This is a genomic window from Psychrobacter sp. BF1 (genome assembly GCF_019279065.1).
Lineage (GTDB): Bacteria > Pseudomonadota > Gammaproteobacteria > Pseudomonadales > Moraxellaceae > Psychrobacter > Psychrobacter urativorans.
In genome coordinates this window covers 634,230-657,977 of the sequence record NZ_JAGYWV010000001.1, presented here as the reverse complement: position 1 = coordinate 657,977, position 23,748 = coordinate 634,230, and the positions used below count along the sequence as shown (strand labels likewise).

The window sequence follows — 23,748 nt, the reverse complement described above, 5'->3', positions numbered from 1 at the left end:
CAGATAGCGCCTTTTGTATTAACGCCACGCATGACCATCACAAAAAAACAAAGCAATAGCCCTAGCATCGGTATTAAGCAATTAGACAAGTTCATCATTTGATACCTCCACAGCGTTCTGTGCGCTGGCACTAATGTCAGTGTTAAGATTTGGCAAGATAACGAACGATGCTACTATCCCAGCTAATACAACACTAAGTAGCTTAGCCGCATGGTCTGTTACTAAGTCGATCACTACAGCCGCAAACTTAATAGCTCTATTAACGATTAAATCAATAACAGCATCTTGCAGCTCTTTATTGTTGAGCAGTCGCATAAACACGTAAGTTAAAATCGTTCCGGACAATCCACCAAAGAAGGCTGTAATCATCATCAGGCCGACACTTGGCTCGGTAATGATTGTCGGTAGTACAACGAACGATATGAATAGAGCGACGATCACTGCAGTAGTAAACTTACTTAAAAATGTACCTCGAGCACGCATATAGTCAGTCGTGAGTGATAAAAAAGCACCTGCAAAGGTTAGGATTATCATGGCAATCAAAAATAACCATAACGGCAGCTGCAAGTACAAAAAGTTGTGCGTTTGGCCTAATTGTGCGCTGATACTTGCTGCGCTTGCAGCAGTACCAGCGGCTGACAGCGTTAGTAACTTCGCTGTTTGAAAAGCTGCAATATTTTGCGGCATCACGCCTCCTAATTTTAGATAATAAAAAACCCCGATTAAGGGGTTTGTTTTGGTTCTGCTTGCCATTCCGTTCCGACCCATCGGTACATTTTGTCGTCCTCTGGTGGCGGAGTTAGCGTAAATTCTTGATCGCTCTTTAAGTTTATTGTGACTACTTCATAAATACTACTGAACGAGTACATATAAAACCCTGTTTCCTTATTGTAGACGTAAACCTTTATCATTACTTCTTAACTCCTGTCACTTGCAGCGTTCTTCCTGTTATCAAGACATCAATTCTATTTTCGTTAACTCCGAACCCCTCAAGCGTTACGCTGTATGTGTGACTACCAGCCGTAAGTCCTTCATCGAGGTAGGGCGCTATTGCAGAATATTGGTAAGAGAGTTCGTGTGACTGAACGACATCGTATCTGTCAGAGCTTGAGCTATACGAGAGACCTGTAACTCTAGTTGACGATTTAAACTCTAGCGTCCTTAGTACTGTATTATCTCTTTTAAGCCTAAGCAGTACAGTTGCACCAGTGCTTGATCCAAATGCACTAGCTACTAATTTATCAAACCCAAAAGATATAGCAACCGAACCCCCTTTAGGGTCTAACGTTATAGTGTTTATTTCCTGCTCTACTCTTGTTGCGCTAAAAGAAAATGCTCTAGCATCAAACTGCATAGCAGGTATCGTGACAGCGTAATCAGCAATTTTTAGCGTGTCTACGGATAGATTTGCAATCTTACCGCTAGTCACTGCAAGATCATCAATATTAGCTGACTTAACTGCTAGCGCATCAATCTGAGCTGTTTTAATAGCTGCATCTTTGATTTGTATCGTATCAATAGACGCCCTAGGAGCGTAAAAGTGTCGAGCATAAACCCCTGCTGGAACGGTCACGCCATCAATAACGCTTGTTGTATTGCGAACTACAAACTGACTAACGCCATCATCGGTACCGCTTTTTGGTGGTAAAAAGTTGATATTATTGGCTCTGATGTTGAAGTCGCTAACACCATTTTTATCTAAAACCAAACCGTAACCAATTACAGTACCATCATCAGCATCAATCTTGATAGTGTGCTGCGCTCTTACGTTGTCCTCAACCTCCTTAAAGTCATCAAGCACTTTCTTCTCAGCAGCTAACTGCGCAATCTGAGGAGTAATCAAATCTTTTTGCGCTGTCAAATCTGCCTTAGCAGCAGTTATGTCGGCTATCTGCTTGTTGTACTCAGCTTGTAAGGCAATGTACTGATCTTGCGTTACGTCTGCTTTTTTAGGAGCATCACGTTTAGCAACTAAATCCGCAATTTTCGTTGTGTAGCTGTTGATTGAGTTTGTAAGAGCTACTGACTGAGCGTTAAGATTAGTAGCATTTTTATCTAGTCGAGCTTTTGCAATCTCATTCTTCAGCCTCTCAGCATTGCCTACAGCGGATATAGTTTCTATCGCTGACTTTTGGCTATCGACAACACCCTGTATATTTGTGAACTTACCTGCTATTGATCCAAAATCAGTGCTAAATACACCGCTTTGCTCGACGAGCGAACCTAGATTTTCGGGTAGTAACTTTTCGTTCGCTGCATCAGCCGCCACTTGTGCGTCTGTTGCGGCTTTATCTGTCACAATAACCCACTCGCTGCCATCCCAACGTTTAGGCGTGTTTTTACCTCCTGTGGTATCAATCCATAGATTTTGGGATAGCTGCCTAGCTGCGGCTGGCGTTTGCCACTGATAGATGACTTCGCCCTTATTACCTGCTGCCGTTGCTGCATTGTCTGCTGCTTCTTGAGCTGCTGCTGCTGCATCTTTATTTTCTGAACTGGACGACTGTAATTCGGTAACTTTAGCCGCCAAACCTGTTGTTGGCGTTGATATTGATAACGATAAGTCTTGAATCAAACCGTAGTTCTCATCGGTCTTAGCGTAAAGCTGAGTCACGCTTGCAGCAATAGACTTGTCTTTTTCAGTGAGCGTAAACAGCTCATTGGTTACGTTGGCGCTACTATTAACAAAGTCGGACTGCAAGTTAGTAATGCGCTGATTCGCAGCATAGTTATCCGCTGCTACTGTTTTTGCATACGTCCATTGCACGGATCGAGTCGCATCAGTGTACTTGGCTGCATCGGTGTAAGATGGCAGCACGTTTGCCGATAGCACATCAAGGCGTTCAGCTTCAGCTCTTGTGGCACTCGCAAGTGTTCTAGCGGTAGTTTGCACAGTACCTTCGTAGCCATACATATCGCCTTCATATTTTGAGTTTAACTTACTCAAGTCAACCGCTGTCGTGCTTGCTAGGTTAGCTGTAGTTTTTAGCTTTTTGGTGATTGACGACTCAATCGGTACGCCATTACCGCCTTCAATTTTAGCTCGCAATGACACTAAATCTGACGCATTAGCACTGGTTTCACTTGATCGTACTTTAGACTCGCGAAGCAATGAAGCGTTACTAGCGCCTGGCGAAGGTCTACCGACTGCGATCCAGTCGATACTGTAATAATTCAGATTATCACCCGCACTTGCAAGTTTTAAGCTAAACGATGTTATATCTCCTGACCATTCAAGCTGCCAGTTTACAAGCGCAATGCCGTCCTCATCATAACTTGGCTCAGCGATGGTTTTACTGCCGCTCGTATAACTTAGTAGACCCTGCCACGTAGGCGTTCCGACTTTTTTAATACGTAACTTGATATGCTTATATACCACACCGTCTAAATCAGCAATAGCGGGACTTGTAATCGTCTCGGCGCGTACATTTAGCCAGCCGCCACTATTGTAAGTACCGTTTGTCCATCCGTCCTTATCGTTATTGAAATGCCAAATCTCAAAGCTATCAAACTGCTCACCGACACCTGCTGATAGTAATGATATTTGCTCTGCTAAGCCCTCAACATCGTTAGCCCTAGCTTTGCTTTCTTCAAACACAAGACCTGATGTCAGCTTAGTTAAATCACTGCCATTATAACCACCAGTCATCTGAGCTGATAAGTTAGTTGTTTTAGTTGCTACTGCCTCGTTTTTAGTTGTTAGCAGATTAATATTTTCAGTAAATCGAGCTGACGAGTTTTTATAGTCAGCAGATAAACCTGTTATTAATTGCGAGTTGACGTAATCAGCATGAGCTACTGTTTTAGCAAACGTCCAAACCGTGCCCCTCGCTTTGTTAGTGTATTGTGTTGCGTCAGTAAAGCCCATGTCCAGCTCAGACGATAAGTAGTCCAGCTTTTGAGCTTGTACGCCATTTTCAATTTCAAAAGCATCAGCTCTATTCTTTACAGCGGCAAGACCATTGTTTGTCACTACCTGGGCGTTAGTTACTGTATTAACATCCCTAGCTAAGTTGTCAGCAGACTTTTGCAAGCCATCAGTACGCAATGATGCAAGACGTAACGCCTCAATTCTATCGTCAGCTTCTTTAGTAACACGATTGTTGGCTTTAATAATATCAGCAATTATGCCAGTAGTTTCGTTGCCGATAGCGTCCTTAGTGATCTTAATATCAGCGATCTTAGTCTTGAGAATTGTGTTTAAGCTACTCTCGTTAATCTGACCTTGTATCAAGTCCAATACTTTTTCTGCATTGTTATCAGTAGTCGCTGTAACCCATGCTGACCATGCGCTGACGTTACCTAACTTATCAACAATACGCCCACGGTATGACTGCGACAAACCGCCTTGCATACCTGTAATGTTGTGCGTGTTTGTCGGATAAGCGACTTGCGTTAGTGTTGCAACGTTAACATCAGGCGCAGAACCCACCTGAATCTCAGTGTAAGCTGCATCGCCCGAACCTTGAGCAAAACCCCACTTTAAATCCATGCCGAACAGGAGGCCAATAGCAGTTAGACCAACGATTGTGGGCGGTAGTCCGACTTTGCCTTTAACTTCTGTGAGCGATGATGTCGTTGGTTTTGACTGCACATCAAACGCTGATACAGCACGTACTTGCGCTTGATACTGACCGCTATAAACACCTTCAATCTCAGCCGATGTATTGCCAGTGCGAGGCACACGAATCCACGTACCATCATCTTTACGCCATTCCACATCATAAGTGACTGCGCCTGATACTTGCGTCCAGCCGATAACCAAAGTAGTGACTGTTTGGCCTTGTACTTCACGGTGACGGCTTGTGATCGTTACGCTTGCAGGAGCGTCAACCGTTTCAGGGTTAACGATACTAATATCTGTTGGTTTTACATCTGTACCAAAGTCAATTGCGTCATACTTTTGCGGCTCATGCTGAATAGCTGTTATATTAAACGTAGCATCATCGTTTTGCTGAATCGACATAACACGAAAGCGCATTAGTTTTAAGTCAGTGGTCTCAACAGCCCAAACGTGCTCCGACTCTGCGCCATCAAACGCAGCGGTTACAGTGACACGATTGCCGACTACATTACTAATGTTTCTACGCTGTGATTTGCCGTTAGCACTGTTTATTATCAATACGTCACCAACAGCAGCAACGACTTCACGATCAAGCTCTATGATGCGCTGTGTAGCATTTACTGTTGATACACGACCACCATTAGCACGACCTGCGAACAGCTCATCACTGATATTGATGACGTTACCGATTTGAGGGATAAAACCATCAAGACCGACACTAAACCCGACTTGTCTTGTCTCTAACTGCTCAGTCTTTAATGCCCACAATCCTGCACGTTGAGCCTGTGCTTGACTAGTGCAACCAAAAGCGGATAAATCTAGGACTTTAACCCCAAACTTCGCCATTGCCTTTTCGTCACGAATGTACTCGTATTCTGTCTCAAATCGGTTTGCTGGATTATCCCAAGCAACTTTTGCTAGTGTATGGCGATCACGAGCACGAGTACCTGTATATTCAAAGTTACCATCTACAACGTTCGCACGGCTGAAAGTGTAAACAGGGTCTTGTGGCACATCAGCATCTAATACAATGCGCTCACCGTTCCAGTAAGACATCGCACGGAAGATGCCACCAATGTTCTGCAATACTTTATAAGCATCTTCCTGCTTTTGCAGATAGACGTTACAAGTAAATCGTGGCTCTAAACCGCCCTGACCGTCACTGACCATCTGATCGCAATATTGACCGAGCGCATACAGCGACCATTTATCAATCATCGTAGCATCTAGTCGCTCACCTAAGCCAAAGCGCCATTGGGTGCAAAGATAGTAGTAAGCCCATGCTGGGTTATTGCTATAAGCGTCTTTGAATGTGCCGTCCCAAATTCCGCTATACGTGCGATTAACGGCATTATAGTTGCTAGGTACACGGATAATTGAGCCTTTGGCATGGACTTCCATCTTAGCGATATTGCTAAAAGTTTCAGCGTTGTACTGTATGCCAAGCAAAGCGGTGTTTGGATAAGCAAGTTTAACGTCAATGACCTCAGCAATCGCTTCAATCATCATCGTATCTTGAATATACTCACTAGCATCGTTAGGCGTTAAGCGTCTGATCCGTAACTGCCAGCCTGTGCTAGATTTAGGCAAGTCAATGCGATGGGTACGCTCGTAACCTGCTGACAACTTATCTTCAATCTTGGTTTTTAAGACTTCGACATAAGCGCCACTACCTGTTTTTAGATCGATAGCGTAGTCAATCTTATAGCCTGTTACGTCACCGTTATCAGCATTGGTTTTAGATAATCGATTCCATTTAAAGCGGACACGCAAAGCGGATAATTGGCTGTCGGTAAATGCCTTGATATACGGTGTAGCGCTCTTTAGCTCAATGCCAACGGGTGTTTCATTCGATACATCAGGGAAGCCCTGTATATATTCCTGCTCATTCGTACCTGCTCGGAAATCCCAAGTAACGCCCTCAAAGTTTTTATTGCCGGCATCGTCCTCTACTGGAGTTTCATCAAGGTAGATAGATTTAGCTCCATTAACCAACCCCCAGCCCTCACTGTCCCAGAGTCCGTACAGTATCTTAACGGTACTGACAGACGAAGCGGTATCTTTAGCGATAGAGGGCTTGCGTGCTTTGTCTTGGCCTTTTTTAGCGCCTTTAATTGTTCTGATAGCTGCCATTATTGATTGTCCTCTGTGTAGATACCCGCTGAAACTATAAAGCCGCCTATCATGCGCTCACCTATCAAAACAGGCACTGGATTGTTCTGCGCTGTAGTCGTAACTGCACCACCAAAGCCATAGTTAGCTCTGTTACCGTCAGCATCTTGTGTGCCTAGATCGGGATTAGGCATTAGTAAGCTTGCAGCACCGCCAATCATTAGCCCGACACCAGCACTGATTAATGCAGGGTTAGCGCCTAGAAAAACACCAGCACCAACCAATATTGCGCCACCAATAACCTGCAGCCACCCCATTGCGTTACCACCAGCACCCATGATTTTAGGCACAATATGAATTGTATTAGCTGCCGTGGCATTTTCTATTTCGTCTGCACCGATGTTCTTATCATCAATAAAGACAGCAAAGCGCATGCCGTTCTGCTCAGCTTGCAACATGAATAACTTAAATGCTGGCAACTGACAAGCAATAGCATGTGTTGCTTCAGCACACGATAAGACATCGAGACTGAACTCTTTGCCGAACTGCTCTAAAACGCCATGAAGCATGATGGTTTTCATAAGTTGCGCCCATAAAAAAAGCCACCGTTAGGGTGGCTAGTATTGTTATTTCATTAGTGACTTATGCCTGATAATAACCGCTGCTCTGCGCTGCCAGCTATCGCTATACATCTCACGTAAGGACTGCTGATTGTAAGGGTGATGCAATACCAAGCAATCACTGATTACCGCATCTGTAGGCTCAGACTCAAGCGTTCCGTCACCGATAAAAACCAAAGCGTGGTTCACATGTTCTGTGCGCCCCAATCGGCAAAGTATCAAGTCATGCTTTTGCACGTTGTCAACTTCGACAAATCCCTCTTTTTTAAAGTTATCAATATATAAAGGCTTGCTTTTTGCGTCTGCCCACCATTCGTCTGTGCGCTCATAGTCGTTCAGCGTAATGCCAAGCTCACGCTGATAGTAATCCTTAACTAAAGTGTAGCAGTCAAGCGTTCCGTGATAGTAAGCCCTACCGATTAAAGGTGCTTTATAGTCTTTCGGTTTATACAAATTTACATCCACACCGTTAGCAATCACCCAAGGCAAACCATGCAAGCCCATTTGAATCATATCAGGCATACTAGGCTCAGTTGATGCTTCGCCAAAACCTGAGTGCGAGTGAACGTAAGCCTTTATCTTACCCTCTTTATCAGCTCCTACGAGGTCGATTGGATCGATTTCAAACTGCGCGTCATCAGGTGATATATTGGTACAGGGTATATATTCTTTGCCGACTATAACCCCACATGCTTCTCTTGGGTGACATTCATTTGCATGGGCATTGATAGCCTTTTTGATCTTAGCTGTCAGCATGGTTCATCCTAGTTTATTGCAAAGATGACGAAGGGAATCCTCCGTAGTTTTTTTCATTATTACGCAGTCGGCAATCCGAAAGTCTGCCACTGCATCGGTCTAAAGCGGCATCAGTTGTGGGCTTGCCGTCATCAGTAAAGCGAGCTGTGCCCATATACTTGCACTCACTACCACGATAACGACCATGAACCGCCCAGTGGCAAAAAGAGGTTATCTCACGGCTAGGTATTCTAGCGCCCTCGAAATCTATGGGGTTGCTCAACTCAAAAGTAACTGATCCTGCATTTTCGCTTGTTTTTTGCTCAATGAACCAAAGCTGCTTGCGAAACTCGTTAGCCGCTTGTGGGTTGCCATCAGTAAAGTTGGCAGCGTCTAAGTATTTCGCTAGCGTATTAATAACCGTGAGCTTAGCGCCCGCAAAATCTTCGTAGCGCAAACAAAGCGCACTGATTGCGCCCTGTATGCCGTTTAGATTGTTAGCGATAGCGAGGCTTGGTGTTGATGCTTTACCATCCCCTCGTTGCTCTAAACCGTCAGACTGAATTGGTATAGGGCTATACGTCTGCCCTTGCCAAATAATATCTTGACGAATCAGGTCTTCTTTGCCAGTAGGAGCTGTGCGCCTAGTCATACTAGTGAATTGAGCCTTGTCAGTATATTCGTAAATATACCGCCAGTCTTCATAAGACATATGCCCATGCCATCGCATGACACCTGCGCCTAGCTTCGTAGCATCTAGCTCATAAAGCGTCACAAGTCCTGTAACGCTTAGTTTCTGCAAGTCACTTGTTAACATGATTTACTCCATTGGAGGTGTTGGCTCGGTTGGCATCTCATGCAAACGCAAGCTGATAAAACGGCCTGCTGGAATATCACGAGGCTTAGTTAAGTTAGCAACAATATCGCCTGTATCTTCATCGAAGCGCTTAGCGTACGTTTTTACGCTAATATCGTTGTTTGCTAGCTGCTTATACACGACAGCCACCAACACATTACCGTTAGCATCTTTCGGGGTCTCGATGTACCAACCTTCTTGAGCTAGCCCTAGGCTACCTTTGATCAGGTAATCACCTGTTGATACTTTCTCAAAAGTAATGTCTTGTTTTTTAGCATCTTCATTCTGTCCCATCACTGAGTCATACAAATCGACAACTGGGCTTGCGCCCTTGAGAAAGCCATTCGCATCTTTAGTTGTGTTTGCTGTCGTGTGGTATTTAACCCAAGACCCCCAAGTGCCAAGTCTTTTATGTCGCCAATACTCCTCCCCATTAACAATATCAAAAGCGTTGACGTGCGTATATTGTTCGCCCTCCAATGCTTTTGCAAGTACATAGCTACTACTAAATGGCACTCTGTTTATATTTTTTGGACCGATCATGGCTCCTCTGGGTGTAATAGTATCTACATCGTAAGAGGTATCTTCTGCTTTTACAGGGACAGGAGCTTTTGATAGTGCCACTGCAATGTCTGCAACAACGACAACGTCGTCTAATCCCTGACCCACTAAGCGACTAGCAGCATTAGTCTGATCGGTAAAGTTAGCGTTATACTTCTGACGAATAACCAGCTCGTTATCACCAGTTAAACCGTTTCCTGAGCCTAAGTTTGGAATTTGAATAGCCATAAATTTTTCCCATAAAAAAACCCCAATTAAGGGGCGTATTGTTTGATTGAGTTAGGGTATAAATACTTGTTTGAGATTAAATGAGATTGACCATACATCAGCACCGAGGTGGGGTTCATCAATCGACCCATCGGTTCGGTATGCCTTAGTTTCACCCCTTAGAGTGAGGTAAAAAGGTGTAACGCCACCATGCTGAACTAAGAATTGATAGATAACTTCAAGCTCAGCTAAGCGACCTGTTCTTGTCACCTGCCAATTTTTACGAGCGTTGTTAATGCCAAAGCTAGACACCTGCTCGTAACCATCACCAAAGCTCACAGTGTTAGTTTTAAGCTCGGTTGTCCGTGTCGCCCCCGCATCTACGCACCATGTAAACGTTCTAAGCGCCATATATTTCACCCATAAAAAAACCACCGGTTAAGGTGGTTGGTGTTAGTATTAATCTGCCAAAATCAACTAACAGAAGGATTGTAGCATGGCAGTAAACCCAAGATTGACACCAACTTACACTCAATGGCCATATAGGATAGACCTAGAAGATGGCCGCACAAACATTGGCGCCATTGATCTAACCAAAAACCCTGAACGTCTTAATGAAATTCACGAGTTAGACAACATGCCCATTCTAAGGAAGAGAATAGGCTTGCTGAACTCCGATAACAACGGCGTTATGACGCTTGGTATTCTATGCGAGCAAGACACTAGGGATAGCACTTGGTACTCATGCTTTGAGTTTGGGTTTCGACCAGGTTACGATTACTCGAGCATTAATCTCACCGAAATTGATAGCTTGTTTTATAACTACGTTTCATCTACTCAAGGCGATGTTTTTGCAAGAGCTCTCCAACCTTTTTTGGCATGGGAGGGACAGAGCGTAACACTCTACGGCAATAATTTAAGTCACATGTATTCTGTGTTTCTTCAAGCCACTGAGCAAGATCATGTTGAGCAAGCGCTTTCCCATCTGATCGATTGGCTTCGTGCTGACTTTGCCGTGTCATAAGTCACCCCTACCTTTATAAAGAAGGCCGCCTTGACGGCTTTCTTTTCGCATTTGCTCAGTTACAACCATTCTGACTGACTCCGCAATATCTCGGCTCATTTCATCTTTGGTTTTCGCCTTGCTAATCTCAGCACTGACATTAAAACCAAATACTTTTACATTTAACTTAGTCATACAACAAACCTCCCTGACGTTTTTCTTTGCGTATGACATCAAGCACAGCAGCTTTAATGCCGTTGGCCATGTCGCGCCCCATTTTTTCATTGTCGCCCGATACTTGAGCATTGCCTTTAGCATCGACCACAACATTGATATTTACATCACCACCGCCACCGACTGCCTTACCACTCCGCATAGCGTTTAAGTTATCGACACCGATGTTCTTAGTTGACTGAGCATCAAAGACATACTCTTGGCCATGGACTTGACCTGCAACTTGATTAACACCCATGTTGCCAGTGTAACCGCCTTGCTTAAAACCTTTGGGTGATAGTCCAGCGATAGCGCTTGTAATAGCGCTTGTAGATAAAACGACTTTACCGACTGCGAACGACTTAGCAAAGAAACCGCCTGGTGTATTAGCCCATGCGTCCATGATTGCCTTTTTACTGCCAAGTAAAGCGCTTGATAGCGTGTAAGCTTTCTCAAGAGCGTAAAGGCCGCGGTAAACGACTGATTGCTCACCTAAGAACCCTTTTGCCATACCCGCTAACGCACCAAACATAGCCTCACTCTGACCTAGCATTAGCTGCTGCTTAGCGTCCATGTAGGATTGCTCGATAGCTGTACGTTCAGCAGAATGCACCCCAAGCAAGTCAGTCCACTGGCTCTCATAGTCGTTGATAGCCTCTAAACGTCTTTGATAATCAGCTTCTATTTTGTCTAGTGGAGATTCTTGTGCTAACTCGTCCATTACGCTTGTTAGTGCATCACCTCTCTTTAGGTTGTCAAGCTTAGTAACCGCATCGACCAGCTTTTGGAACTGGTCGGCTGCTGCTCCAGCATATTTATCAGTTTGATTTAAGTCGTACATCAATTCAGCTAAAGCGCTATTATCACCACGCAAGCTAAGCTCTTTATGGATAGAGTTAAGACTCGTTGTAATGCTGTCATTAGCAGCTTTGCTTTTCTTGGCTTGTTCGATTGCACCAGCCTGTATTAGCATCTGAGTTTTGACAGCATCACTTAGATCGTACATTGCGTTAGACGCATCGTATAAGTCGTAAGCTAATTGCGAGTAAGCACTACCATCAGTTTCAAGCAACGCAAGCTCACGTGTGCCTGACAATAGTACTTGTGTCGCTGATGCCAATAACTTTTGCTCGTCCGCCATTGCTGCATTAGTACGCAATAGTTTTTTAGCTTCTTCATTAATTGAGAAGTATTTGCCGTTTGCGTTATCAAGCTCGTAAGATATTTTGGTCAGCTCGTTAGAGTTAAGCATCGAGTTGTCATAAATAATCTTACCGTAACCAGCGATCTCTCTATTAATCTCAGCGACTTGTTTTTTACTCTCAAGCTCACTAGTTAGATTACGCAAACGCCCAGTATCACCTGAGAGCTTACCTTGCTTTATATCATCATCAAGAGCCGCTAGTGGGCTGGTATTACCGAATAAGCGTAGTTCACGCTCAAGCGCTTGTATGCCGTCCTGAGTAGCCTTAATTGCGCCCTCAGCTAGTTTTTGCGCTTCTGACTTGACTGCTTTACGCCTACTTCTTATACCTTTTTCATAACCCTTACCAAAGTCTTTACCTAGCTTATCTGTAACCTTAGATGGTGACGCACTATCTTGCCGTCTTCTGACTGCTGCAATGGCGTTACCAACTATGGTTGATGCTGCACTTGCTGCCCCTGATCCTATAGATTTAATACCATTGGTAAAGCCTTGTATAAAATCCTTGCCGATACTAAATAACTTCGACCCTGCTGTCTTGATGATGTTTAAGATGTTAGTCATCATGTTACCGACAATACCAGCAGCAGATTTTAGGCCATTACCAATGATACTGGGTATCGCTTTAAAGTCGCCTGATATAACCGCCTTGATGACAGCAAGTACCGTTGACACTGTATTTTTAATAAGCGCAAAGCCGCCACTGAATAACGCAGCGATTATTTGCAGCGTAGTACTGATGGTATTTAAGATACCGCTAAAAGCTGTTTTTATTACAGTCCACACGATTTGAAATGCGCCTGTGGCTATAGTTGCAAATGATTCAAATGTACCTGCGTAAAGCTCACTCATTAGGGTTAAGTATTCTTTACCAGTATTCCAAATGAATTTAAATATCTCAGCAATATCGCGCCCTGCTTGCTGTAAAGGCTCAGGTAATAACCCAAACTTGCTTTTTATCCATTCGTTTAGCTCACTGGCTTTTTCTTTTACTAAATCCCAGTTTTGCCATAACAACACACCGGCGGCTATTAGTGCCGCAATCGCTAATACAGGCAAACCAACACTACCCGTTAGGAATGCAAAGGCTGTTTTGACTGCCGGTAGTAGTAGAGTAAATGCTGCCTTTAAACCCCCTATCATTGCTTGAGCGCCTAAGAAAGCATCTACAAATAACTTTATACTAAGGATAGAGCCGATAAGTGCGCCTGATACCAAAGCTATCGTTCTAATTAGCTCAGGATTTGCCTGCGCCCATACTGTTATTTTGTCGATAACCGGTGCTATGTCTTGCAACAACTGATTCAGCACTGGTAAAAACGCCTCACCGATACTAGCCACAGCTGCATCCATCATGTTCTTTGTTAGCTGCATGGCGTTTGCCGATGTGTCCGACATTTTTCTAAATTCTTCTTCCATTGAGCCAAGATGCGTTGTTGTTTTTTCTGCGCCCTCACCAACTAGCGTTAGCTTTTCAGCTAAACTTTCAGCGTTTAGGAATAGCTCTGACGCATGGACACCGGCGATACCAAACATGGCATCAAGCATACCCATCTGTTTATCACTAGCAAGCTCACTAACCCTTTCTTGTATTAGTGCTAATGCTGCAACACCGTCTTTAGCTGCAAGCTGTGAAAACTCAGCCGTTGCCAATCCTAGTGAATCAAACGCTTCTATCTGACCTTTAACCCACCCATCTTGGTTGCCGATAGTTTGCAATACCTTAGATACGGCTGTACCTGCTACCTCTACCGTTTTACCACTATCCACAAGTTGAGCGCCCATTGCTGCGGCTGCCTCACCTGTGATATTTAGCTGTTTGGCTGCACCACCGACACGTAGCATAAAGTCGATAATCTCACCAGCATTGGCTGCTGTGCTATTTGACAAGGCGTTAATTGCATCGCCAAGATTACCAACATCTTCAATCGGCACTCGATAGTTACTAGCAATCTTAGCCATACTGGTCGCGGTTTCGCTCGCAGTAATATCGAAAGCGATTGCCATTTTAGCGATGGTTTCAGTGAAGCCTCGCAACTTGGTATCAGCAACGCCGACCTGACCACCTGCCGCCGCAATACTTGCCAACTCTTCAAACGGTAAAGGAATGACCCTTGATAGCTCAATCAACTCACCTTTTAATTGTGCAAGCCCTGTGTTAGTGGAGAAGTCAACGGTTTTGTTGACCTCTGCCATCGCTGTCTCAAACTCCATCGCTTTTTTGACAGATAAGCCGATTGCGCCTACTAAAGCTGCACCGGCTATTGCTGCCGCCTTACCCAGACTATCAAGCGATTTTTTGGCTTTGTCACTATTACTCGTTAGATTACCTGCACCATTACCCGCGCCATTAGCGTTATCGCCTAAATCACCTAAGTCATCACTGGTATCATCAGCTTGGCCACCTAATTCACGCAACTGTTTGCGTAGCTCCTTGATGCGTTCCTCTGCATTTTTAGTATCAATTACGATACTAAGACGGCTTTCTTGTGCTTCAGCCATGACAGCGACCCCTTATTTTAGGCAATAAAAAAGCCCCTAAATAAATAGAGGCTTAAAGAATTATATTATTACGTGTTAATTATTCAAACTTAGAGCTTAGTAGATTGCCATCATTGTCAAACTCACACATTGCAGTGTGTCTTGATTCAGCATTAAATTGATTTTTTACATAAAATTGGAACCACAATTCATGATTAGGCTCTTTTTTGTACTTTAGATTGCTGTGGATGATATCCATTGAGCGCGGATTGTTCAGCTTATTCTGTATATCGACTTGGCAATCTGTCAGTAACTCAGCCTCAGACATGCCACCAAGATTTGGAATACCACTAAGCGTCTTGACTGCCTTCCGCTCTTGTTCTTTCTTATCTGAAACAACCTTATCTTTTGCCGCTTGCTTATCAGCTTTATCCTGTAATTTTCCAGCCTTAACTTGAGCCGCTGCCACTTCGGCTTGTTTATTCTCAAGCTCTCTAGCGGCTGCTTGCTCGTCAGTCTCAAAAATAGCCGCGACTATACCTCCAAGCACCGTCACAGCCGTAAACACTAGAAACCATTTTAAGATTTTTTTCATGACAACTTGCTCATATTTTTATTAAATAAGATATTAGCAGCCTTTAATCGCAAGCGCCCGCTAATTTAGCACCATATTCCGCCTGCTCTTTTGTATATTTATCACCTGCTGGCGATGACAACTGAGTTATCAAGCCATCGCATGAAAACCCTTGAATTGATATATAATTACTAGCCGACTTACCTGCTTGCTCGTTGTAATCGATATCCATACCATCAACCGCAATAGTAGCGTCATCAATATTATAGCCATCGCCCGCATCAGATGATAATTGATTAATCAAACCGTCTCGTGAAAAACCTGCGAAACTAATATAGTTTTTAGCTGACCTGACTGCATTTTTCTGCTGCTTGGTCATTCCGCTGTCTACCGCTGCGACTACCTCGGTCTCAGAAGCTACTGGTTCAGCTGCCGCATCATTAGACACGGCGGTCTGCCCTGTAGTTGTTGTGTCGTCTGTACCGGCAATAAGCCCAATGATAAAAAGCACCACAAGAATAATAGCAATCCACTTAAACATCTTTTTCATTATCTTTATCCAGTCAAGTAAAAACCCAACTATAACCGATTGTTGCCGACTTAACTATCTGATTTAGCCTTTCTTCACCACCATCTAATAGCAGTAATAAGAATTGGCAGACGCCAAAGAAATATAAATAAGCCCAAGATTATGGCGACCTGCCATAGTATTTTTACAATCTTCTCAGGTGTCACGTTATTTACCTCAATCATAAATGCACTTAATGACTGTCTCGTTTGTGCTCAAGATAAATCTTAACTATGTCAGGTAGTCTGTACGTTAATATTCCAATAAGTATAAATATGCCGATAATTACGATGTTCATCAATGGAATACCTCCAATATCGCTTAAATCTATGTTAAAATTCACTTATGATTTACTCCTACCGAGATTAGGTGTGAATACAAAAACCCCCAAAGGTTGCTGCCCTTGGGGGTTTTGCTTTATGTGTTATTTGATTATTCTTTAGTCTTACGCTGATCACTTAAAACAATATCATCAATAGCAAAGATAATTGGGTCAAGCATACTGCGAGGTGGTGCTACTGGGTGAGCTTCAACCACATCAGTTATATCTCTAACGGTTAAGGGTAGCGCTCTATTTTCGATGTATTTACGTGCTCTAGCAACCAAATGGTATGTGATTATGATTGATTGAATATCGCTATCGAATGTAGGCGGCTCAGGCACTTCAAGCCCAAGCCTCCTATAAATCTCTAACCGCTTAGGGGTTATTTCACTGCTTTTTTGATGCCAGGCGAAGACCTCAATGGCTTTTTTTTAGTTGCTGCCGCCGCCGCCGTCTTTGCTGTAGATTTCTCTCTAAACTCTTGCAGCATTTCTTGAGCTATGCCAAACAAATCAGCCATTATCTCAAGCAAGTCCTCGTCGCTCTTATAGTTAGCTGTAACCAATTTTAAGTTTTGATAGTTAGGCTCTAACTGCACACCATCTTTGTCAGCGTTCCATGATTTAATCATGTACTCACCTAAGAGTATCATCATTAACTTTTCATTGGTCAGTGACTTTTCGTGGTTGTTTTCAGCCAAGAAGTCGTCCTCTGTAGGATTGGCATTCTTAACAAACTGAGTTTGAAACTTTTCAAGTGCACTGTTGAAGCTAGCTGTGTCACTAATCTCAAGCTCTGCAACTAAGCCTAGCTTCTCAAATTTACGCTTAACCACAACAGGGTTATAGGTCTGAATATCTTTAATCTGAAATACCATTTTCTATTCTTCCTTATGCCGCTGCTAAGCGAGTGATAATAGGGGATTCGTCAACAACTGTGTAACTGACTTCGGCCGTTACAAGCTCGTTACCTGAAGGACTTGGGATATCGCCGCTGATCTGTGCCTTTGGAATCGTAATTGTATAACCATCAGTTGCGTTAAACATGATTGGCACCTCGATTGATAGTGTGCCACCTGTACGCTGTAGCTCTAAAATATCATAAGCCTTTTGACTAAACGCAATGGTCATAGAGCCACTGATGTTAGCGATCATAGCAAACAGGTTACCGCCATAAAGGTTATTGCCTAGGCACTTTTGGATCTCTGCCTGGTTGTCCATCTCAAAGCTAAAGGCTTCAACACAAACACCAATGTTCGTGCCATCATGTTTAATATCGCCGATACTCATGCCGCTAGCTTTGGCCGTACTAACTGCCGCTGCCGGAGTTTTTGCAAACGATACGGTTTTAGATGCTTCGTAACCTAGACCCATCAGGCCAAAGGTGACCTTAACGATGCTATCCGTGCCAACGTCAATCTTTAAGCTATTAACATGAACACCTTTAAATAAGTAGAACGCATTAATATCTGTAAAATCTTTAGTAAAAGCAAACATCTTACGAATATCGCCAATTACCAATTTGCTAGGCGTTGCACCAGACTTAACCGTCCAATCATTCCAAAATGATGCGGCTATAAGGTCGTCATATGTGCCATACATTAACTCAGCGTCAATGTCGCCCATAATCTCACCACTGGTAACCATTCCACTTGATTTTATGCGAGTGCCGTTCAGCATCTCGCTATCAGTCAAAGTTGTGGCGTTGTTCAAACCATTAGTGATGTTAGGCAGCGCCTTCCAACCGGTTACCGGTGTAGTGGCTAACAGTGGTTGTGGGGCGTATGCGGTTTTAACACGACTTCCTGAGGACATATAATTCTCCAATTTTGAACATTAAAAAACCCACTACATGAGTGGGCGTTGGTTTTTTTGGCAATAAAAAAGCCCTGCTTAATTGCAAGGCTTATTCAAGGTTAGTTAGTTGGGGTTGAATCTGCCGTTCGACATCGGTTATGGCAGCCTGTAAACCGTCTCGTTTTTTCTTCCAGTCCGACAAGCCTTTGCCACACTCGCTTGCCACCTGTTTTTCATTGCCTAGCGCCAATGTCAAAATTGCATGTTTTTGCAGCAATCCCATCTGACCAGTCATTAATAGATCGCGAGCTTTGAAAAACGCTTTAACCAAAGCCTGCTTGAATAGGCGGACTTTAGCTGTATTTCTCATGTATGTGAGTAGTAGCGCTGCTTGATACTCATCCAATATAGCAACATTCATATCACCACCACCCCACTGACCTTCCGATCTTGGTCGCATTTGAAATGCTATCAAGTTCTCATCTTCAAAATCATCTTGATACTTTCTGATCAGTTGCAGTATTGCTCGATGCTCGACGTTCATTCCTTCTGCTATCGCAAGGCTGGTTGTGAATGTCTGATTGTTTTCAATAATCACTAAGTCACTCATAAGTCTCTATTCTCATGGTTTCTACCTTCAAAAAAGGAGGGGCCGACAACCGAAGGTAGAGAACATCGTCAGCCCCAAAGCATAAAATTTAGGTATAAAAAAACCGCTCAATTAAGGCGGCTTATATTTTTAATTTGTTTAGTTGTATCTGTAAGGAATCCGTACATTAATCTGATAGCCGTTCTCACGCTCTGGCACGTTGATCAGTGATGCAGTCATAAACTCAAGCTTGTCTATCGAGTAATACTGAAAGTGTGACCCTAAACTGTCAGCTATTATCTTAGCCGGTCTAGTGACTTTATTACTAGGGTAGAATATCTGTACAACCACAGCGCCAAGCTCACGGGTGCAAGGCTTATCTGCCATGCCTACCATTAAGTTGATGCCATGCTGAATAGTCAGTCGATACCAAAGGCCGTCAGCGGGCGTTTTAAAGTTTACATTATCCAATGCAAGTCGTTTGAGGTCGTTTACTTTGTTGTCGAAATAAAACATCTTATTAGCTCTAACACGGTAATCTTTGTCTGTGAACTTTGTGCTATCCGTTTGCTTGTAGATCAGCACCGCACCCAAGTCTACAATATCGCCCCACTGCTTCATTCGAGCAAGTATTAGCCCTTCGATTAGCTCGCTATTCATCGTTAGCCACCTATAGGTCTATTTTGTGATTAGTGGCTTTGCCGTTAAGTTTGTAGCGTTCTTCAATTCGCTTGGTCATATCGTTTAGCTCTTTATTGAAAACCCTATCCCTAACGACTTTTGACCGACTTACAATCAACACGAAAGCAAGCCCTATGGTAAGAGCTATCGCGGATAAAATCAGTATGTAGGTAACAATATACATAATCACATTATTCATTGTTGTTAGCCTCTTTTACTTTTACGTCTAGTGATAGCTTATCGTAAGCCGCTTTGTGTTTTGCTTTAATGCGCGTTATGTAGTGATCTAAAACAAAGAACAAAAAGAGCTTTCTCATAAGTCACCTTTATTTAGGCAATAAAAAAGCCCTTAAATTAGGGCTGTTTGTTCAGCCTTTATTACACCTCAATATCGACACTAGCGTTAGTGATAATGTGTCTATCAGGCGCACCTATAGTCTCAAGTCGTGACAGCCAAATATTAACGCTACTAACATCAACGCCAGTTTCATCTTGAAATTTACTGATTAGCTTTGAGTTAGCTGCGTATAAGTCACGCTCTAACTTATCACGCCTTGCTTGCAGCTCTTTAATATCCATAACAAACCCCTTGTTTTGAGTTTATTATATCATGTGTAGGCTGCTACCATACTTTCATAAGATAGCGCATAAATATTCATGGCTTGCTTTGAGTGACCATCTTCCAACGCTTGAGCGTATGGCAAATTGTTCTGAATATAAACTACTGGTAAGGCGCTAGGCGTTAAGCCATTGATAGCACTAAACGCCAAGCTCATGCCGTCTTTGTTGTCTGTGTAGCGCATATCGGGACTGCCAAAGCTTACTATATGGTTTGCTCTATAGCGCCCGCTTAAAACTGGACTAATCAACTGTAAGTTATTCAGCACCGTTATAGCCATGCCTCGCTGCAACTTGTGCGCGTCTTGCATAATGTCATCAGCAAACAAGAACGGTGCGCGTGTCCACTTAGCCATCCCATCCCTCACGTAGTTGCATCACACCATTTTTATCAATGCCGCCGTTTATGATGACGACTGGCTCTCCGCTGTCTTGTCGAATAACATGATAGCCGTTGTTATCCCAATCACGCGATGAATCAACCTGCTCGTGATAAGGCTTACCATCTGCCAAAGTCTGAATGCCAATAGCGCCATTAGCGGCCGGCACTTTCTTGATGCTTAATTTCATTACTTGAACCATATCACACCTGCCTTAATTGAATCTCATAAGTCGCATCAGCAGGGTCTTTGCTAACCCTCACAACGCTATAGCCGTTAATCTTGTCATCTGCTATCGGCTCTGCTGTAATCTCATTCTGCAAGCAAATCAGCTTAACGTCTGTCACATTGATAATATCGCTATCAAGCTCATAAGTCGTATAGCTGTCGAATACGCCACGGCCAGTATAGGTGAGTGTGCTAGTTGTTGGCTCACTTGGTGGATTCATCCAGTCATCAATACTACTATCGGTATCACTCGCTGTTGTTCTTGTGCCTACAATAGCCGTCATAGCGTCAGCAAGGTCATCGTCAAACGCCTCGGCTAGGTCAGCCTGTAATTCACCTCTTAAGCTCATTAAAACCTCCCTAGTGGTACAACCAGTGGCGATGAATGGATATAAGGCGCAATCAAAGCCAGTGCCATTTGTTCGCCAGCACTTATTGCTTGACCATCTGCACCAGCTGCAAAAGTCTTGCTAGATGTGACTGGTCCCGCCTTGACACTCTTTGACACAACAATACCGTCTTTACGACCTTGATGTAATTTCCCAGCAATCACCTCTTGAGCGATATAAGCACCTGCTGCAAGTACGGCGTTAGGCACAACATCAAAAGCAATCAGTCGCTTCTCATTGAGCCAAGCATTAGCGAGTAGCACCGCCTGACTACTATTACCAGTAGCAGCCCAATCAACATCATCTAGCGAGGTCGCTATGGTTTGAGTAGTCACGTAGTCCATGGTTTCGCCTTTTAGTTATTCTCAGAAGGAATCTTTCCGCTACCCACTCTGGGGGTTGCATCCCATTCAGCTTGACGCTGTAATTCAGTGGCTAAAAGATAACCTTCAAGCTCCCATAGTTTTTTAGTGGCAGCTTCTAATGCGTACTTTTCGCCAAGTGCTTTATCAAAGTTATTAGCATCGACACAAGATGCCTCACCTGTAACTTTAAATTTATTAGGCAATGTGATTACTGCAATCGTTAGCTTGTTGCCAAAAACCGCATACTCAACATCGCTTTTAGCTACCAAGTTATCCAAGTGCTCTTTGGTTACTGTGTTACTTGTCATCACTTAATCCTCTATTAGTTAAATACATTGCAACATGCGCCGCTTTACAGTAGCGCATGTAACTATATACCTAGATTATTATTTAGCTTTGAACTCGTTATAGGTTTCAGTAATCTTTACATCGCCCAAACGAGTGTTGTACTCATGACCAGCTGCGGTCATTTCAGCTTTCATGTCATCAATACTAAGGGCCTCAGCTTGCGGTAATACTTCATTACCGGCAATGCCAGTCACTACGTCTTTAGGGTAGAGGTTGTGTTCATCGTATAGCTTGCGCAAAGTCACTTCGCTATCATCGTCAGCATAAGGCACACCTGCTTTAGTCAGCACCTTCATGATCGCTGCCAAAGTGGCAGGTTGTGGCATTGGCGGCACCTGATCATCACCAACAATATCGGTCATATCATGCGTGGGCAGATATTTATAACCGTCTGGCACATCACCACAAACCGCATCACAAGTTTCAATAAAATCATCGGGATTATAGGCACGAGTATCACGCATAAACACACCAGCATCTTTGGCTTTGGAGATATTTTCGGGGCTAAAATCATCGGTAAAATACAATACTCTGGTCATTTATTACTATCCTTTATCAAAAGTGTAGGGCCACCTTAAAGAGGCCCCTTTAGCTAGACTTTACTACTGAGTTTTAAGCAATACGCCAGCCGTGTTTTTAACAGACTCCGCAAAGATTTCCCAGTTAGTGCTAGTGCCAAGCGCAGTCGACGTTGGATTAGCACCACCTGCTGTTGTCTTCCAAGAGTAGCCTTTGATCGATGCAGCATAGGTCCATTCAGCTTGATAAGCATTGGTAATGTTTTCTTGACCAGTTTTAGCGACGACGGTTGCGTAGAAGTCGTCTTGACCGTTAACAACAATACCGCCCTCGGTCAAACCTAACGTGTTGTAGCGCACGCCTGTTGCATCGTAAATAAGGTCTGGTGCATCAGTGACTACAAATAAGCGTCCAAACTGATCTCGATAGACTGCAATATTATCGAACTCAAACAGACGCTCATTGTTAGCCAATGCATCAAGATACAAGTTAGTCAGTGCGCCTGAGTGCATAACCCATGCTTTAATAGCTTGTGAGCGGTCACCAAACTTTTGAGCTGCTGTAGTCAAACCAACAAAGTCGATCTTAGCGGCAGTAGAATCTTGCACTGCTGCTGTATTGCTACCGATTGCACCAACAGCACAACGAATACCAGTGTTCAGCATGTCAGCAATTTGAGCTTCGCCCAGTTCTTGACCGATAATGATTGCTGCTTGCTCTGGATCTTGTTGCACCCAGCGGAACTGTGCTTGCTCCCATAGTAATTCAGGCGTACCCGCGGCGACTTTAACAGCGGCTTTGGTGTGCTGTGATAGACGCTTAGATGCGATAGCGTTTTGACCGTTTTTCACATCACGGCGGCGAACCATACCGCCAATCTGTTTAAACGATGCTTCAATATCGAAGTCGCCAGCAAATGGTTTTGGTGTCAGCTGGATAGTGCCTTGCGATTTTTCATTAAACAAATCAGTTTGCTGCGCAATGGTTTCAACCATCACAGCGTGTGTTTGTCGGTTAAATATTTCTAAATCAAAAGCCATGTTAGTTCCTTAAGAGTTTTGAGCGAGCCAAGATTTCTTTTGCTCGGGTGTCTTGCAATCTGCAAGTCGTTTTGGTGCACTTGTATTACCACCAGCTCCGCTGTTTGCGCCATTAGCTCCGCTACCTGACGCGCCACTTCCAGCAATGAGCGGCTTAAAAGCATCATTGGCTCGAAATTCATCTTTGAGATCATCGAGTGTCATTGCAGTTTTATTACCCTGCATGTCTAGTACACGTATGCGTTGACCATCATCCGTTTGTTCTAACGTTAATCTGTTTTTGATGTGAGGTAGTAAAGCGATAGCTGAGCCTTTGATCGATAGCTCGCTTGCTATATTGTTTGCTGTTTGACCAACCGTTAAGTCGTAAATCTGCTTTTCTAGCGTTGAGGCCTTGCTATCGTACTCGTCTTTAATCTTACTAATCTTACCTTCGTATGACTTTTCAAGACTTTCCAAATCGCCATTGGCCCGGGCTGCATCATCATCAGCCTTTTGCTGCGCAGCTTCTAAAGCGTTAGCTCTATCCTCAGCCGCCTTGCGCTTCTCACGTTCAATTTTAGTTTCGCCCAGCAGTTCCTCGGCTTTGCGTTTCAAGCCCTCATTGTCTGGAAACTCTGCGTCTAGTCGATAATTACCATCGTCTTGCTGAATGTAAAGCGATTGCAGCGTAGGGTCTAACTCACCATGTCCGTCTGCGTTTAAAGATAATGCTAATGCCATAAGGCTCTGCCTCTTAATTGTGCTCACTGAGCGAGTTATGCAATCACGGATT

At 43.7% G+C, this 23,748-nt stretch carries 27 protein-coding genes; 1 reads left to right on the top strand and 26 read right to left on the bottom strand.

Annotated features, from left to right (window positions below; translation table 11 throughout):
* Nucleotides 1-81 precede the first annotated feature (81 nt).
* From KZA12_RS02750 to KZA12_RS02715, 8 genes are read right to left on the bottom strand one after another with little or no spacing between them, the layout of a single operon-like run.
* Complete coding sequence (locus KZA12_RS02750) at nucleotides 82-687, bottom strand: hypothetical protein (protein WP_218689127.1); 606 nt, start codon at nucleotides 685-687, stop codon at nucleotides 82-84.
* 35 nt (nucleotides 688-722) lie between these two features.
* A complete protein-coding gene (locus KZA12_RS02745) occupies nucleotides 723-869 on the bottom strand; it encodes a hypothetical protein (RefSeq protein WP_218689126.1) in 147 nt (48 codons plus the stop codon).
* A gap of 41 nt (nucleotides 870-910) precedes the next feature.
* On the bottom strand, nucleotides 911-6,697 hold the full coding sequence (locus tag KZA12_RS02740) for a host specificity protein J (RefSeq protein ID WP_218689125.1): 5,787 nt from the start codon (nucleotides 6,695-6,697) through the stop codon (nucleotides 911-913).
* Nucleotides 6,697-7,257: a tail assembly protein gene (locus tag KZA12_RS02735; RefSeq protein ID WP_218689124.1), complete on the bottom strand. Its 561-nt coding sequence runs from the start codon at nucleotides 7,255-7,257 to the stop codon at nucleotides 6,697-6,699. Before KZA12_RS02735 ends, KZA12_RS02740 begins: the two co-directional genes overlap by 1 nt.
* A 45-nt stretch (nucleotides 7,258-7,302) precedes the next feature.
* Nucleotides 7,303-8,052, bottom strand: a complete 750-nt coding sequence (locus KZA12_RS02730; protein ID WP_218689123.1) for a C40 family peptidase — start codon at nucleotides 8,050-8,052, stop codon at nucleotides 7,303-7,305.
* 13 nt (nucleotides 8,053-8,065) lie between these two features.
* Complete coding sequence (locus tag KZA12_RS02725; protein WP_218689179.1) at nucleotides 8,066-8,851, bottom strand: phage minor tail protein L; 786 nt, start codon at nucleotides 8,849-8,851, stop codon at nucleotides 8,066-8,068.
* On the bottom strand, nucleotides 8,852-9,676 hold the full coding sequence (locus tag KZA12_RS02720) for a hypothetical protein (RefSeq protein WP_218689122.1): 825 nt from the start codon (nucleotides 9,674-9,676) through the stop codon (nucleotides 8,852-8,854).
* Between the two features lie 51 nt (nucleotides 9,677-9,727).
* Entirely contained in the window at nucleotides 9,728-10,066 is a 339-nt protein-coding gene (locus tag KZA12_RS02715; RefSeq protein WP_218689121.1) for a phage tail protein, read from the bottom strand.
* A gap of 226 nt (nucleotides 10,067-10,292) precedes the next feature.
* Here KZA12_RS02715 and KZA12_RS02710 point away from each other — a divergent pair, with 226 nt between their 5' ends.
* Nucleotides 10,293-10,679, top strand: a complete 387-nt coding sequence (locus tag KZA12_RS02710; protein ID WP_218689120.1) for a hypothetical protein — start codon at nucleotides 10,293-10,295, stop codon at nucleotides 10,677-10,679.
* Here KZA12_RS02710 and KZA12_RS02705 read toward each other — a convergent pair.
* The 18 genes from KZA12_RS02705 to KZA12_RS02620 all read right to left on the bottom strand — a co-directional run bounded on the left by KZA12_RS02705 (nucleotide 10,674) and on the right by KZA12_RS02620 (nucleotide 23,696).
* Entirely contained in the window at nucleotides 10,674-10,853 is a 180-nt protein-coding gene (locus KZA12_RS02705; RefSeq protein ID WP_218689119.1) for a hypothetical protein, read from the bottom strand. The genes KZA12_RS02710 and KZA12_RS02705 overlap by 6 nt on opposite strands.
* Nucleotides 10,846-14,577 (bottom strand): phage tail tape measure protein, encoded by a 3,732-nt coding sequence (locus KZA12_RS02700; RefSeq protein WP_218689118.1) that lies wholly within the window; start codon nucleotides 14,575-14,577, stop codon nucleotides 10,846-10,848. The genes KZA12_RS02705 and KZA12_RS02700 overlap by 8 nt, the downstream gene beginning before the upstream one ends.
* Nucleotides 14,578-14,656: 79 nt before the next feature.
* A complete protein-coding gene (locus tag KZA12_RS02695; RefSeq protein ID WP_218689117.1) occupies nucleotides 14,657-15,151 on the bottom strand; it encodes a hypothetical protein in 495 nt (164 codons plus the stop codon).
* A gap of 43 nt (nucleotides 15,152-15,194) precedes the next feature.
* Nucleotides 15,195-15,680, bottom strand: coding sequence for an Ltp family lipoprotein (locus tag KZA12_RS02690; RefSeq protein ID WP_218689116.1), 486 nt, complete (start codon nucleotides 15,678-15,680; stop codon nucleotides 15,195-15,197).
* 450 nt (nucleotides 15,681-16,130) lie between these two features.
* On the bottom strand, nucleotides 16,131-16,361 hold the full coding sequence (locus KZA12_RS02685) for a hypothetical protein (RefSeq protein WP_218689115.1): 231 nt from the start codon (nucleotides 16,359-16,361) through the stop codon (nucleotides 16,131-16,133).
* A 41-nt stretch (nucleotides 16,362-16,402) separates the two neighbouring features.
* A complete protein-coding gene (locus tag KZA12_RS02680; protein ID WP_218689114.1) occupies nucleotides 16,403-16,897 on the bottom strand; it encodes a hypothetical protein in 495 nt (164 codons plus the stop codon).
* A gap of 13 nt (nucleotides 16,898-16,910) precedes the next feature.
* Nucleotides 16,911-17,834: a phage tail tube protein gene (locus tag KZA12_RS02675; RefSeq protein WP_218689113.1), complete on the bottom strand. Its 924-nt coding sequence runs from the start codon at nucleotides 17,832-17,834 to the stop codon at nucleotides 16,911-16,913.
* Nucleotides 17,835-17,925: 91 nt separating this feature from the next.
* A complete protein-coding gene (locus KZA12_RS02670) occupies nucleotides 17,926-18,426 on the bottom strand; it encodes a Rha family transcriptional regulator (RefSeq protein ID WP_218689112.1) in 501 nt (166 codons plus the stop codon).
* Between the two features lie 138 nt (nucleotides 18,427-18,564).
* Nucleotides 18,565-19,065, bottom strand: coding sequence for a phage tail terminator-like protein (locus KZA12_RS02665; protein ID WP_218689111.1), 501 nt, complete (start codon nucleotides 19,063-19,065; stop codon nucleotides 18,565-18,567).
* A gap of 399 nt (nucleotides 19,066-19,464) precedes the next feature.
* Nucleotides 19,465-19,665, bottom strand: a complete 201-nt coding sequence (locus KZA12_RS02660) for a hypothetical protein (protein ID WP_218689110.1) — start codon at nucleotides 19,663-19,665, stop codon at nucleotides 19,465-19,467.
* 29 nt (nucleotides 19,666-19,694) lie between these two features.
* The gene (locus KZA12_RS02655; protein WP_218689109.1) at nucleotides 19,695-20,060 is read right to left on the bottom strand and encodes an HK97 gp10 family phage protein; all 366 of its coding nucleotides are present in this window, start codon (nucleotides 20,058-20,060) and stop codon (nucleotides 19,695-19,697) included.
* Nucleotides 20,053-20,274, bottom strand: coding sequence for a hypothetical protein (locus tag KZA12_RS02650; protein WP_218689108.1), 222 nt, complete (start codon nucleotides 20,272-20,274; stop codon nucleotides 20,053-20,055). Before KZA12_RS02650 ends, KZA12_RS02655 begins: the two co-directional genes overlap by 8 nt.
* A gap of 13 nt (nucleotides 20,275-20,287) precedes the next feature.
* Nucleotides 20,288-20,662, bottom strand: coding sequence for a glutamate 5-kinase (locus KZA12_RS02645; protein WP_218689107.1), 375 nt, complete (start codon nucleotides 20,660-20,662; stop codon nucleotides 20,288-20,290).
* Complete coding sequence (locus KZA12_RS02640) at nucleotides 20,662-21,045, bottom strand: hypothetical protein (protein ID WP_256932783.1); 384 nt, start codon at nucleotides 21,043-21,045, stop codon at nucleotides 20,662-20,664. Before KZA12_RS02640 ends, KZA12_RS02645 begins: the two co-directional genes overlap by 1 nt.
* Nucleotides 21,046-21,056: 11 nt before the next feature.
* Nucleotides 21,057-21,374 (bottom strand): Gp49 family protein, encoded by a 318-nt coding sequence (locus KZA12_RS02635; protein WP_218689106.1) that lies wholly within the window; start codon nucleotides 21,372-21,374, stop codon nucleotides 21,057-21,059.
* A 78-nt stretch (nucleotides 21,375-21,452) separates the two neighbouring features.
* The gene (locus KZA12_RS02630) at nucleotides 21,453-21,953 is read right to left on the bottom strand and encodes a hypothetical protein (RefSeq protein ID WP_218689105.1); all 501 of its coding nucleotides are present in this window, start codon (nucleotides 21,951-21,953) and stop codon (nucleotides 21,453-21,455) included.
* A 63-nt stretch (nucleotides 21,954-22,016) separates the two neighbouring features.
* On the bottom strand, nucleotides 22,017-22,973 hold the full coding sequence (locus tag KZA12_RS02625) for a major capsid protein (protein WP_218689104.1): 957 nt from the start codon (nucleotides 22,971-22,973) through the stop codon (nucleotides 22,017-22,019).
* Between the two features lie 9 nt (nucleotides 22,974-22,982).
* A complete protein-coding gene (locus KZA12_RS02620; protein ID WP_218689103.1) occupies nucleotides 22,983-23,696 on the bottom strand; it encodes a hypothetical protein in 714 nt (237 codons plus the stop codon).
* Nucleotides 23,697-23,748 lie beyond the last annotated feature (52 nt).

What these genes read in the sequence shown, in the direction of transcription:
- KZA12_RS02740 (WP_218689125.1), bottom strand. Translation starts at nt 6,697, where the DNA reads ATGGCAGCTATCAGAACAATTAAAGGCGCTAAAAAAGGCCAAGACAAA.
- KZA12_RS02650 (WP_218689108.1), bottom strand. Translation starts at nt 20,274, where the DNA reads ATGAAATTAAGCATCAAGAAAGTGCCGGCCGCTAATGGCGCTATTGGC.
- KZA12_RS02730 (WP_218689123.1), bottom strand. Translation starts at nt 8,052, where the DNA reads ATGCTGACAGCTAAGATCAAAAAGGCTATCAATGCCCATGCAAATGAA.
- KZA12_RS02745 (WP_218689126.1), bottom strand. Translation starts at nt 869, where the DNA reads ATGTACTCGTTCAGTAGTATTTATGAAGTAGTCACAATAAACTTAAAG.
- KZA12_RS02665 (WP_218689111.1), bottom strand. Translation starts at nt 19,065, where the DNA reads ATGAATAGCGAGCTAATCGAAGGGCTAATACTTGCTCGAATGAAGCAG.
- KZA12_RS02715 (WP_218689121.1), bottom strand. Translation starts at nt 10,066, where the DNA reads ATGGCGCTTAGAACGTTTACATGGTGCGTAGATGCGGGGGCGACACGG.
- KZA12_RS02640 (WP_256932783.1), bottom strand. Translation starts at nt 21,045, where the DNA reads ATGGACTACGTGACTACTCAAACCATAGCGACCTCGCTAGATGATGTT.
- KZA12_RS02625 (WP_218689104.1), bottom strand. Translation starts at nt 22,973, where the DNA reads ATGGCTTTTGATTTAGAAATATTTAACCGACAAACACACGCTGTGATG.
- KZA12_RS02645 (WP_218689107.1), bottom strand. Translation starts at nt 20,662, where the DNA reads ATGAGCTTAAGAGGTGAATTACAGGCTGACCTAGCCGAGGCGTTTGAC.
- KZA12_RS02635 (WP_218689106.1), bottom strand. Translation starts at nt 21,374, where the DNA reads ATGACAAGTAACACAGTAACCAAAGAGCACTTGGATAACTTGGTAGCT.
- KZA12_RS02630 (WP_218689105.1), bottom strand. Translation starts at nt 21,953, where the DNA reads ATGACCAGAGTATTGTATTTTACCGATGATTTTAGCCCCGAAAATATC.
- KZA12_RS02670 (WP_218689112.1), bottom strand. Translation starts at nt 18,426, where the DNA reads ATGAGTGACTTAGTGATTATTGAAAACAATCAGACATTCACAACCAGC.
- KZA12_RS02735 (WP_218689124.1), bottom strand. Translation starts at nt 7,257, where the DNA reads ATGAAAACCATCATGCTTCATGGCGTTTTAGAGCAGTTCGGCAAAGAG.
- KZA12_RS02695 (WP_218689117.1), bottom strand. Translation starts at nt 15,151, where the DNA reads ATGAAAAAAATCTTAAAATGGTTTCTAGTGTTTACGGCTGTGACGGTG.
- KZA12_RS02660 (WP_218689110.1), bottom strand. Translation starts at nt 19,665, where the DNA reads ATGGATATTAAAGAGCTGCAAGCAAGGCGTGATAAGTTAGAGCGTGAC.
- KZA12_RS02710 (WP_218689120.1), top strand. Translation starts at nt 10,293, where the DNA reads ATGCCCATTCTAAGGAAGAGAATAGGCTTGCTGAACTCCGATAACAAC.
- KZA12_RS02690 (WP_218689116.1), bottom strand. Translation starts at nt 15,680, where the DNA reads ATGAAAAAGATGTTTAAGTGGATTGCTATTATTCTTGTGGTGCTTTTT.
- KZA12_RS02700 (WP_218689118.1), bottom strand. Translation starts at nt 14,577, where the DNA reads ATGGCTGAAGCACAAGAAAGCCGTCTTAGTATCGTAATTGATACTAAA.
- KZA12_RS02750 (WP_218689127.1), bottom strand. Translation starts at nt 687, where the DNA reads ATGCCGCAAAATATTGCAGCTTTTCAAACAGCGAAGTTACTAACGCTG.
- KZA12_RS02675 (WP_218689113.1), bottom strand. Translation starts at nt 17,834, where the DNA reads ATGTCCTCAGGAAGTCGTGTTAAAACCGCATACGCCCCACAACCACTG.
- KZA12_RS02655 (WP_218689109.1), bottom strand. Translation starts at nt 20,060, where the DNA reads ATGGCTAAGTGGACACGCGCACCGTTCTTGTTTGCTGATGACATTATG.
- KZA12_RS02705 (WP_218689119.1), bottom strand. Translation starts at nt 10,853, where the DNA reads ATGACTAAGTTAAATGTAAAAGTATTTGGTTTTAATGTCAGTGCTGAG.
- KZA12_RS02680 (WP_218689114.1), bottom strand. Translation starts at nt 16,897, where the DNA reads ATGGTATTTCAGATTAAAGATATTCAGACCTATAACCCTGTTGTGGTT.
- KZA12_RS02720 (WP_218689122.1), bottom strand. Translation starts at nt 9,676, where the DNA reads ATGGCTATTCAAATTCCAAACTTAGGCTCAGGAAACGGTTTAACTGGT.
- KZA12_RS02620 (WP_218689103.1), bottom strand. Translation starts at nt 23,696, where the DNA reads ATGGCATTAGCATTATCTTTAAACGCAGACGGACATGGTGAGTTAGAC.